Below are 12086 nucleotides of genomic sequence, written 5' to 3'. Positions count from 1 at the left end.
ATATTAAACAATGTTCCAACCTAACCAGCTTTATTCCACAGAAAAAACCCAAGGGAAATGTAGAATTCAGTCGAAATATTTTACCTCCCCCCTTTAACTACACCTCCCATACTAAAAACCCCCACAGATAACACCATTACCACCGCAAACGCTTACAAAACCACTCCCCCCTAGTTAATATATTCCGATAAGACTTTAGATGGTGCCAGGCACCACTAAAAGACATTTGTCCACACCAGGCGGACATTCATGGAGAGTGAGCTTATGATTTTGTCTGCTAGTTTGGTTTTCTATTTATTTGGTTCTTCGTGTTCAAGCTAGTTCATATAATCTACTAATATTGGTAAATGAGGAGTTGTGATGGGATGCCTGTTACGAAGGCTAATGGGATTGATCTTTATTATGAGGTGCATGGTGAAGGTGAACCGTTATTATTGATTATGGGTTTATCACTTAGTTCAAGGTCTTGGTTTAGGTCGGTGCCTGTTCTGAGTGAACATTATCAGGTTATTATTTTTGATAATCGTGGTGTTGGACAGAGCGGGAAGCCAAACACGCCATATTCAATCGAGCTGATGGCAGAGGATACTAGAGCTGTTCTGGATGCTGTAGGTGTTGAGTCTGCACATGTATATGGTATTTCTATGGGAGGAATGATTGCTCAAAGATTTGCACTCAAGTACCCGAATCGAGTCAAATCTTTGATATTAGGGTGCACGACTTCCGGTGGAGCAACACATGTTCAACCGGGAGCTGATGTTTCGATGTTAATGATGTCAAGGGCATCTTCTACAGCAACTCCTGAAGAAATGGCCTGGGCCACTGCACCCATTTTATACAGCCAATCCTTCATAGAAAATCACCGACAGCTAATTGCCGAAGATATTGAAAAGAGAATTGAACAACCTATCCTTCCACATGCCTATGTGCTGCAGCTTCAAGCTTGTATCGGACATGATACTTCCGAAGAAATCAACACGATTCAAAAACCTACTTTAATCATTCACGGAAATGAGGATAAATTAGTCCCATATGAAAATGGCGTTGTTTTAGCTGAAAAAATTCCGAATGCTGAGTTTCTTACCATTCAAGGGGCAGGACATATTTACGTTACAGAGGCCATAGATTTGGCTAATCAAAAGGTGCTGGAATTCTTAAACAAGCAGCGATAATCATTTCATGACAAACCTATTAAAAATGCCCGATTGGATGTGATCGGGCATTTTTCTACACATGGATTTCCGTGTCAGAGACTTTTTAAAATCTTCCAGATTTAAATATCGAAAAAAGCAGCCAAAGAAAGAGAGTTGTGGCAATGCCTAGTCCCATTTCGACTATAGGAATCTTAGTTAACAATGGTGCTGACTTTCCTGAGAGTGAAGTCCCAATTATGATACCAGCCAGTAATATGCAAAAGGATAGCAGGATACTACTAAAGGATATTCTGTTACTGGTGCGGTTTAGCCTTTTCAAAAGCATGTCTGCCTCAGGAGTTGATAAATCTATTTTCATTTTACCCTTTTTCATGATAGAGGTAATTTCCTTGATCGTTTTGGGTAATTCGTTTATGATTTCCCCATAATCATTCACCTGATTGCGCATTTTTTCCGCCATGTTTTTAGGATTCATTCGCTCCAGTAATAATCTCTGACCAAACGGTTGGGCAATTTTTATGATACTTAATTCAGGATCCAGCTTCTCAACAACTCCCTCGATGGTCAACAGTGTTTTACCCATAATGGTTAAATCTGTCGGCATTTTTATCTTATGGTGATAGGCTACTGAAAACAATTCATTTATCGCCTCTCCAATGCTCATGTCACTAAAGGGAACGTTACTGTATTTCTCCCGAAGGTGATCCGCATCTTCTTCCAATTTCTTCATATTCACATCTTCTGGAACCAACCCCATGCTGGTGATAGCCCGAATGACTTCAGTAGTACTCTGATTCATCATCGCAATCACAAATGAGGCAACATTATTTCTCATTTCTTTACTGAGGCGTCCGACAATGCCAAAATCCATAAATGCAATCACTTCATCCGGCATAGCAAGGATATTACCCGGATGGGGATCTCCATGAAAAAAACCATCCATTAATATTTGCTTTAGAATTGCATTAACTACTGCTTCACCGAGTTTTTTATTGTCATAACCTGCTTGAAGCAGCTGTTCAGTTTCATTTAGTTTTATTCCTGAAACAAATTCCATCGTTAAAACCTTAGATGTTGTGCATTCCCAATATATTTTTGGAATAAATATCTTGGGATCATCTTTAAATTGGGTTGCAATTTTTTCGCAATTTCTGGCTTCATTTTCATAATCCAGTTCCTGTCTAATGGATCTGGCCAATTCTTCAATAACCTCTCGGACCTGATACCTTCTTGCCCACTCAATCCTTGCCTCTGCAAGTCTAGCCAACTCAAAAAGAATCTCTAAATCCGTTTCAATCAAACTTTTAATATTTGGGCGTTGTACTTTAACAGCTACCTTTTCTCCCGTAACGAGTACCCCATAATGTACCTGTCCTATTGAAGCTGCTGCAATCGGAGTCTCATCAAATTCTGCAAAAGAACTCTCCAAAGTATCAGCTAATTCTGCTTCAATAATCTCTTTTACCTCATTAAATGAAAAGGGTGGAACTTGATCTTGAAGTTTAATTAACTCCTTAATAATATCTTCAGGTATAATATCAGGTCGTGTGCTGGCGATCTGCCCGATTTTTATAAAGGTTGGACCAAGTTCCTCCAAAAATAATCTAATTCTTTCACCCGTAGATTTGTTCGCAATTGTTTTATTGCCTTCCACAAAGAGCCTTCTAGGCACAGACAAAATATCGAGAATTCCCAATTCCTTCATGATATACCCAAATCCATGGCGGGTAAAAGCATAGACAATATCACGAGAGCGCCCGATATGACGAATTCTTTTCTTAATCATTTCAGATCCCACCAAGTAGTTTTTCTTGATAAAACCATCTCATGGTTTATGGGGGCATTTCAAGGTTGTTTCCATTATTTCTTAAAATGTTCACTATTTGGCAAAAAGAGACGACTCCTTTATAAGAATCGTCCTTAAAACATAAATTACTTATTGATCATGTCAAAAACCTGTTCGACATCCTTATCGCCGCGTCCAGAAAGGTTTACAATCAATAGATCATCCTTTGATAATTCCTTCGCCAATTTGATTGCATAGGCAACGGCATGAGAGCTTTCAAGTGCAGGAATAATACCTTCTGTTTTACTAAGTAACTGAAACGCTTCTAATGCTTCTTGACCAGTAATGGTTACATAGTCTGCTCTACCACTGGTTTTTAAGAAACTATGCTCCGGACCAATCCCCGGATAATCTAGACCTGCCGCGATGGAGTACGTTGGTTTAGGCTCACCGTTTTCATCTAATAAGGTAATGCATTTAAATCCATGAATTACAGCCGGAACACCTTCTGTCAATGTAGGAGCTTCTGCTGGTTCTACCCCAATTAAGCGTACATTTTTTTCATCGATATAATGTGCAAAGGCTCCAATTGCATTACTGCCGCCACCAGCGCATGCAATTATAGCTGTTGGCAGTTTTCCTTCTTTTTCTATGATTTGTCTTTTCGATTCCTCACTAATGATAGATTGAAAATGTTTTACCATTGTTGGATATGGATGTGGTCCAACAGCAGATCCAAGCAAATAGAACGTATTGGTATAGTTTTGCACCAAATCACCCAATGCCTCATCTACTGCATCTTTCAATCGTCCCTGCCCTTTTGAGACCGGGACCACCTTTGCACCAAGCAGCTCCATTCTAAATACATTCAATGCTTGACGTTCTGTATCCAGCTTGCCCATATAAATGACACATTCCATTCCAAACATAGCGCAAGCGGTAGCAGTTGCTACACCATGTTGTCCTGCTCCCGTTTCCGCAATGATCCGCTTGGCTCCCATCCGTTTTGCTAATAAAATCTGCCCAAGGGCATTATTAATTTTATGTGCACCAGTATGATTCAAATCTTCACGCTTTAAATAGATCTTTGCTCCATTTACTTTCTTTGTTAAATTTTGCGCAAACGTTAACGGGTTTTCTCTACCGATATACTCTTTTAGATAATATTTATACTCATTTATGAAATCCGGGTCATCTTTATATTTTAAAAATTGTTCCTCCAACTCATCTAACACGGTCTGCAATTCTTCGGGGACAAAACTTCCGCCAAATTCACCAAAATACCCTTTACTTGCTACACTCGTATTTTCCATTCTCCACTCGACTCCTTCTCCTCTATTTTTTCAACCTACATTATACTATTATCTGAATTTTCCATCAAATAATCAATATCAAAAAAAACTTATCATGATAATAAAAAAAGCAATAGCCACGTATATATACCGACTATTGCACCCTATACCTTTATAATTTTCTTCTAAATACTTTAAAATCAAAAATTTCCGGATTAAAGAATTCTTGCGACCATAGAATAGGGAAGTTACCAGCACTGTAACCCACCTCATCCAAGAAAAGAAGGACATCACCCTCATTTATTTGAAAAATATTCGCCAACGAGTCGTCTGCTTTTACCGGTTTAACATGTGATAAATCAGATTCAATTTGGTCAGAACATTTTTCCTTCATGAATTCAAAAATGGATCCTTCAAAATCGCGAATATCATATGGAGCCCGAATAAGTTTAACCGGTATTTTATCAATAATATGTACCGCAGGAATTCCATCTGCACATATAATACTTTCTACCTGTAAGATTTCTTCATCTGGATTGAGACGAAGCAACTCTGATACCTTTTCATCTGCAAGTTTTCTCTCGAAGTGGATTCCTTCAACCGAAGGCGTGTATCCCTTCTGAACCAAAACTTCTAAAATCTCTTGATCAATGTCAAGCCGTGCAGTTGCTTCAAGTACATGTTTATTAATAATCGTTCCAATGCCTCGACGCCTGCTAATAAAGCCTTTCGATTCCAAATCAGAAAGAACATCCCTTACTACCGTTCTGCTCACTCCCAAATTTGCAGCCAGGTCAGCTTCTGGAGGTAGTCTGTCTTGCTGACTTTCCGATAATTGTTTAATTAGCTGAATAACTGCTCTTTTTACTTTTTGAAAAAGTTGTTCATTATCAATTTTTATAAAAATCCCTTTATCCACGATAATCAATCCTTTTATGGATGTTTCTCTTATTTCACTTTAAGTGGCCCATGATTATAATCATAATATAATAAGAAATAAAATCCAATTTATCATAATAGATTTTTTTCAGATTTGCAAGTCAACTAACAACCTACCTACATTGGATTTAATTATATTCGATTTCAATAAAAGAAAAAAGACTTACCTTGTGAGTAAGTCTAAAAAAGTAGCTATAGTTTTCTGCGGAACACCACAAAATCAAATAAATCTGGATTGAAATATTCTTGTGACCATAAAACAGGATAATTTCCTGCGCAATACCCGACCTCATCTAAAAACAGAAGCATTTCGCCTTCCACGATCCGAAAAATATTGGCTAATTTGTTATCTGCTTTTACAGGTTTAATCCTAGAAAGATCTGTTTCAATTCGATCAGAGCATTTCTCTTTTAAGAAATCAAAAATGGAATCCTCAAAATCTTTCATACTGTAGGATCCACGAATAATTTTCACGGGAATCTTATCAATGATGTGTACAGCAGGAACTCCATCAGCACATATCACCTTTTCAACCCGTAAAATTTCTTCGCCAGGATTAAGATGTAACAGTTCAGCAACCCACTCATCAGCTTCTGTTTTTTCATAATGGATCTGTTCCACAGATGGTTGATAGCCTGTCTTGGCCAAAATTTCCTTTATTTCTTGGTCTATATCCAAACGGGCCGTTGCTTCAAGTACATGATGGTTGATGATTGTTCCAATTCCTCGTCTTCTGCTGATAAATCCCTTTGATTCCAGATCTGAAAGTACATCCCTTATTACAGTTCTACTCACCCCTAGTTGGGAAGCTAAATCAGCTTCAGGTGGAAGCCGATCTTTATTTGTAAGCGACAATTGGGATATTAGCTGTATGACAGCTCTTTTTACCTTTTCAAATAGCTGTTCATTATCAACTTTGATCAATAAGTCCATTTTAACCAATCCTTTACGGACGTTTCTTAGGCTGCTGCTGGTAATAAAGTGAATATTGTCTCCACCTAGAATAATCTATCCTGCAAATCTAAGGAATTTGCATTTGAATAGTTTTTCAGCTTCAAATAGTAGTTGTTTCAATTTTATGTACTTGTGATCACAACTTTTTATAATCGTTGTCACACGGTTAATCTTGATTTTGATTACATCATAATGAGTTCCCTGTTCAATATCTGTTCTATTTTTTCATGGTATTTTTCTTCTTCCTCTTTTGTTCCTACTCTAACCGTTGGGAAAGTTAAATAGACGAGCAAGCCCATTTGTGCAGTTAAACGGTTTTCAGCCTCATCAAAAACAATAGAAGCAGGGGAATCAATCACCTCATCCAGTACTTCTACATTCCTCGATGCTGGCAGGCAATGCATAAACTTGGCCTGTTTTCCGGCCATTTCCATTACTGCACTTGTGACTTGATAGGTTGGCTTGAAAGCGGCAACCCTTTCTTCAGCTTCATCCTCCTGATCAACCCACCACCATAAATCGGTATAGATAAAATCAGCGTCCTCTACCGCATTCATGTTATCTGTAATGGTTAAAGATCCACCATTTTCTCTAATGTTGCTCTCTGCAATTCTTACCCATTCTCCTGGTGCTTGATATTTTACTGGGGCAATTTGAGTAAAGTGCATACCCATTTTTGTTGTCATATGCATAAGTGAACTGCAGACATTAGTCCGGTCACCAATGAAAACTACTTTTATATCCTCAAGTCCTTTTCCAAATGGCATGTGCTCTATCATTGTAAATACATCAGCTATTACCTGCGTAGGATGGTTATAATCTGTTAATCCATTTATTACGGGGACATCTGCAAACTCGGCTAAATCAGTAATCGTTTTATGAAGTAGGGTTCTGGCCATGATGACATCTGCCATTCGTGATAACACCTTAGCTGTATCAAATAGTGATTCCCTTACTCCTAGATGAATTTCCCCCGGTTTTAAATAGAGAGCATGTCCTCCTAAAAGGGTCATAGCTGTCTCAAAAGAAACTCGTGTACGTGTTGAAGGTTCTTCAAAGATCATGGCTAACGATTTGTTTCGCAACAATTGTGGAATAGCCCCCTGCTTTCTGGATTCCTTCAAAGTACTCATCAAATCAAAAATCTGCAGTAATTCTTCCTTTGAAAATTCCTGGGTGTCAATAAAATGGCGAATCTTTGACATAATTTTCAACCTCCTGAGTTTTGCGTAATGCACTCACATTTTCTTGAGGAATACCTTTGTGCCTTATCGTTCATGTAAGTAGTAAGCCAAAGAATATTGATTCATTTCACTTTATAAAGCTCTCTATTTATATGATAATACACCCGCTTCTTTAAACAATACATGATAGGTATTACTTATTACTATTTTGTTTTTTTGTCGTTTTTCAGTCACGTAATGTTCATAAAAAAAACCTACAAGATAAACTTGTAAGTTCTTTATATCTATATCTTATGCTAGAACTGGAGCGCCCTTTAACGAGACAACTGTCCCAGCTTTACCTTCGATTGCTTGTAGTGCTTTGTCAAGTGAGGTAATGATTGTTTTTCTTTCCGGGCTGGTTTCTGCAAAGCTAATAGCTGCTTCTACCTTTGGAAGCATGCTTCCCGCAGCGAAATGTCCATTTTCAATATAACTTTTTAATTCATCTACACTAATTTCTTCTAATTTCTTTTGAGTTGGTTTATTAAAATCAATGAAAACGTGATCAACCCCAGTAAGGATGATTAATGCATCTGCATCGACAAGCTCAGCAAGCTTCTGTGAAGCAAAATCTTTATCGATGACAGCTTCAACTCCAAGCAATCCCTTCTCTGTTTCTACCACTGGAATTCCGCCTCCGCCAACAGAAATGACAATATTTCCTTGATCAACTAGGGAATTAATGACTTCGTACTCCTTTATACTGACTGGTTTTGGTGATGGAACTACCCTTCTCCAACCACGACCAGAATCCTCTTTAAAGCAAGTATTTGTTTCCTCCATAATTTTCCTAGCTTCCGCTTCTGAATAGAAAGGTCCTATCGGTTTAGAAGGGAGGACAAACGCAGAATCATTTTTATCCACTAGGACTCTTGTTACAACCGTTACAACATTCCGAGCAATCCCTTTTTCTTTAAGAGCCTTGTCCATCGCATTTTGCATCCAGTACCCAATCATTCCTTGAGTCATTGCCCCACAAGTATCTAGTGGCATTGCAGGGTTTTTTTCTGAATCTGCTGCCTTTTGCTGCAATAAAATATTCCCTACTTGAGGACCATTACCATGAGATATAATGATATCAATACCATTTTCAATAAGATCTACCAATTGCGTTGCAGTTTTTTCTAATGCTTTTTGCTGGGCCTCGGCAGTAGCATCTCCTGACTGAATGGCGTTACCACCTAATGCTATAACAACTTTTTGTCTTTTCATTTTAATCGCCTCTTTTTATTTGGTATGTTTTCTTTGGAAAACGAATAATTAGTATAGGTTGGAAAATTTTATATTCTTCCTTTTGGCTGCTGTTGCGTAATGCAGTGAATATTTCCACCTCCCAAAATAATTTCTCGAGCGTAAACTCCGACTATCTCTCTATCAGGATATATTTCTTGTAGTTTTGTCATTGCGAGCTCATCATGAGGATCATTAAATAATGGCATGACCACTCCACCATTTGCGATATAATGGTTAATATATGAACCTGCTAAACGATCCCCTGCTTGGCGTGGCATCGTTCCATCCATTGGATGTACACCTTCTGCTTCTTCAGGCGTAATAATTATTGGGTTTGGTTGATAGATTGTATGAATTTTAAGTCTACGGCCTTTTGCATCTGTAGTATTGGCCAATACATCGTATGCTTCTCGTGAAATGGCATATTGTGGATCATTAATATCATCTGTCCATGTTAGTGCTACTTCACCAGGACGAACATAACAAAGAAGATTATCAACATGTCCATTAGTCTCATCATTGTAGACTCCACGTGGAATCCAGATGACTTTTTCGACACCTAAAAACTCCTCTAATAAATATTCGATTTGTTCTTTTGTCAGATCAGGGTTGCGATTTGGATTCAACAAACATTCCTCAGTCGTAATACAAGTTCCCTCTCCATCAACGTGGATAGATCCTCCTTCTAAAACAAATGGTGCATAATAAAGGGCTTTCCCTTCAATATCACACACTTTTGCAGCAACTAAATCATCCTGATCCCAAGGAAAATATAATCCCCCTCTTAAGCCACCCCAAGCATTGAAATCCCAGCTAACCCCTCTAATTTCACCACCATTGTTAACTACGAAAGAAGGCCCAACATCACGCATCCATGAATCATTATTAGTCATTTCAATGACACGGATATGTTCAGGAAGCATTCCACGTGCAACCTGCCAATTTTCAGGAGAAACACACATCGTCACTTTTTCAAATCTGGAAATAGCCTTGGCCACTTCAACAAAAGCTTTTTGGGCATAATAGCCACCATACCGCCAGTTGTCACCTCTTTCTGGCCAGATCATCCAGCAGCCTTCATGCAACTCGTATTCCCCAGGCATTTTGAATCCTTCGCTCTTGGGAGTTACTGTTTCTAATTCCACCCGTGCCAATGTAGCTAACATAATATTTAACCTCCTTAATTAATTAATTAACTTCCTACCCTGGAACCTAAGCAAAAAGAACCATTCTATTGCTACTGATGCAGGTACAAGATCTATAAAATGACAGCATAGAGTGTAAATGGTGTTATTTATAAATTTATCAAGGATTTCTTTTTAGTTTTCTTGAGACATGATCAACATCTCCCATTATGTAGAAAACAATTACAAAAACTACTATCCATTAATTGTTTTTATCTTGAGATTTCGTTATTCCGGTAAACGACATCATAATGTGAATGATTTCCAGCCTACGTACCGAATCACCTCCCCGAGTTAATTGCGCTATCATTTTTTTAGAAGAAAAGAATTTGTTAAATAAGGACCCTTATGAGTTACCTCGGTTAATACGTTTATCAAGTAACTCTACCTTTATAATAATATATTTATTTTTATTAGCAATACGTAATAGGTATGACTTATTACTTTGTCATTTTTCTGCCTTAATTTCTTCAATAATTGTTCAAAAAATTCATGTTGAAATAATGAAATCAGGTGTGCCTGACTTACTGGATTTTTAAAATGATTTTTTAGTTTGAAAGATTATTGATTAATTCTTTTAATAAATTTGGCAGAGTGTTTAGCGTATAAGGTAAATAAAGCCGTTCTGTCTTTTTATGAGCGTCTTTGCCGATTGGGCCCAAATTAACGATAGGAATATTTAAAAACCTGGATTGTTCGAATGGGTATACGAAGTCCACACCCCAGCCGGCAAAGTTTGACGATAATACTTCCATATCTTCCTTTGTACCCTTAAAGCCAAATTCACTTAAATCTGAGATGCCCTCATATACTTCACCAATTGAAATTGACATATTATATTGAGAATGTGCGAGTTCTACTATTCTTTCAGCCGCTCTGACAATTTTAATTTCATTTGCTGCTATTCTTTCATTAAATCCAGAAGGGCAATATGGAGGAAGAAAGCCTATAATAACTGTTGGACCTTTTAGCCCTGTTATGTCAACAAGGTGATTGATTAGTTTCATACCACGGTCCTGAAGTTCAAGTTCTTGAGACAGCCCTTCTAGAAATGAAGAAGTAATGTGTTGAGCTGAATCCCCAGTTTTCTGTTCTGCCAGATGAAGCAATTCGCTAAATTCAAGAACACGGGTGGTAAACTTTTTCTGTTTCGTGCGAGTTTGCTGTTCTTGCCAATTTTGTTGATAAACAGCCAGGGATTTCTCTAAAGCTTCATTAGCTGCAGCCTTTATTAATTCGAGGATCTCCAAAGGGGTCTTGGTGACAAATAAACAATTATAATACATTGCCACACGTTCGATTATAGTTACCGAATAAGTCGGTTTTAAGTCATATACCCTAAGGCAAGTTAACGGTGGATAGGTTACATTCTTAAATACATCAGCAAACTTCCCACTCCCTTCCAAAATATTCCCAAGTTGAAAAGCAATTAGGGATGCAGGGATCCCTTCAAAGTATTCTCCAACATGAGTCTCCCTTCCAATTACAAACGAAAATGGTGTATACATACCAACTGTTCCAAGATGAACCCACCCATGATTTTTATTCTCCTGGGTAATACTTGGTTCACTGTCTATACAGCAAATAAACTCATACCCTTGCTTCTTTAGTTCAGCCAGATAGTGGACTGCCTCATGGATGCCAGATGCATTATTCTCTTCATCTGCTACGGCTAGATAAAGCAAGTTGACTTCCAGTTGCTCCAACTTTACTGCAAATTCAGACAATACAGCAGCTTGAACGACTAGACCCGATTTCATATCTGCTGTCCCACGGCCAAAGAGCCATTCCCCCGAATCTAGGTCCTCTCTTGCCTCAGTTGCAATCATTTCATCCTTCATTAAATTTGTATAAGTTTCAGGGTCAAACGCCTCTTCTCGTAAATGACCGCACACATCAGTATCCACTACATCAAAGTGCCCCATTAAGATAATGGTTCTATTCGTTTTCTTTTTAGGCTTCACCCAAGCACAAAGATTAGATCGGCCTAAACGATCTTCCCGAATGGGCTGAATAAAGAGATCTTCCGGGTGCTCTTGAAAATATGGCCATTGCTTTAATTCTTCAAATAAAAACAACGGTGCCTCTTTTTCCCCTGCCGAGTCAGTGACACTCTTAATCTGGCAAAAACGCAGTAAGGTTTGATAAATGGATTCTGGTGAATTATTTAGTATTTTTGACATTGTTCATTTGACTCCCTTCCATAAGTCGGCATATATGCACTTGTAGGGTAAATGTAAAACTTAATTAATAGATTTACGTATTGACATGATTTTTACTATAGGCTTTGTTAAACTTGCCTGTTGATTTCCACTCCA

The 12086-nt window shown here is 38.0% G+C and carries 9 protein-coding genes; 1 reads left to right on the top strand and 8 read right to left on the bottom strand.

What is annotated here, in order from left to right:
- Positions 1-365 precede the first annotated feature (365 nt).
- Positions 366-1172, top strand: coding sequence for an alpha/beta fold hydrolase (locus tag V7083_RS01230; protein WP_335474509.1), 807 nt, complete (start codon positions 366-368; stop codon positions 1170-1172).
- Between the two features lie 85 nt (positions 1173-1257).
- On the opposite strand, the gene ubiB is transcribed toward V7083_RS01230, so the two are convergent.
- The 8 genes from ubiB to V7083_RS01190 all read right to left on the bottom strand — a co-directional run bounded on the left by ubiB (position 1258) and on the right by V7083_RS01190 (position 11951).
- On the bottom strand, positions 1258-2940 hold the full coding sequence (gene ubiB / locus V7083_RS01225) for a 2-polyprenylphenol 6-hydroxylase (RefSeq protein WP_335474507.1): 1683 nt from the start codon (positions 2938-2940) through the stop codon (positions 1258-1260).
- A gap of 146 nt (positions 2941-3086) precedes the next feature.
- Entirely contained in the window at positions 3087-4253 is a 1167-nt protein-coding gene (gene trpB, locus V7083_RS01220) for a tryptophan synthase subunit beta (RefSeq protein ID WP_335474505.1), read from the bottom strand.
- Between the two features lie 151 nt (positions 4254-4404).
- A complete protein-coding gene (locus V7083_RS01215) occupies positions 4405-5151 on the bottom strand; it encodes a GntR family transcriptional regulator (protein WP_335474503.1) in 747 nt (248 codons plus the stop codon).
- Positions 5152-5363: 212 nt separating this feature from the next.
- Positions 5364-6104 carry a GntR family transcriptional regulator gene (locus V7083_RS01210; protein WP_335474501.1) on the bottom strand — a complete coding sequence of 247 codons (741 nt, stop codon included), beginning with the start codon at positions 6102-6104 and terminating at the stop codon, positions 5364-5366.
- Between the two features lie 203 nt (positions 6105-6307).
- A complete protein-coding gene (ptcA, locus tag V7083_RS01205; protein WP_335474499.1) occupies positions 6308-7330 on the bottom strand; it encodes a putrescine carbamoyltransferase in 1023 nt (340 codons plus the stop codon).
- 270 nt (positions 7331-7600) lie between these two features.
- The gene (gene arcC, locus V7083_RS01200; protein ID WP_335474497.1) at positions 7601-8563 is read right to left on the bottom strand and encodes a carbamate kinase; all 963 of its coding nucleotides are present in this window, start codon (positions 8561-8563) and stop codon (positions 7601-7603) included.
- Positions 8564-8631: 68 nt separating this feature from the next.
- Positions 8632-9750, bottom strand: coding sequence for an agmatine deiminase (gene aguA, locus V7083_RS01195; protein WP_335474495.1), 1119 nt, complete (start codon positions 9748-9750; stop codon positions 8632-8634).
- A gap of 566 nt (positions 9751-10316) precedes the next feature.
- Positions 10317-11951, bottom strand: a complete 1635-nt coding sequence (locus V7083_RS01190; protein WP_335474493.1) for a M20/M25/M40 family metallo-hydrolase — start codon at positions 11949-11951, stop codon at positions 10317-10319.
- Between the last annotated feature and the right edge of the window lie 135 nt (positions 11952-12086).

Origin of the sequence: Bacillus sp. JJ1764, from assembly GCF_036962145.1 — a bacterium.
Classification (GTDB): Bacteria; Bacillota; Bacilli; order Bacillales; family Cytobacillaceae; genus Neobacillus.
The sequence above is the reverse complement of the archived record's forward strand: the minus strand, read 5'-3'. Positions and strand labels throughout refer to the sequence as shown.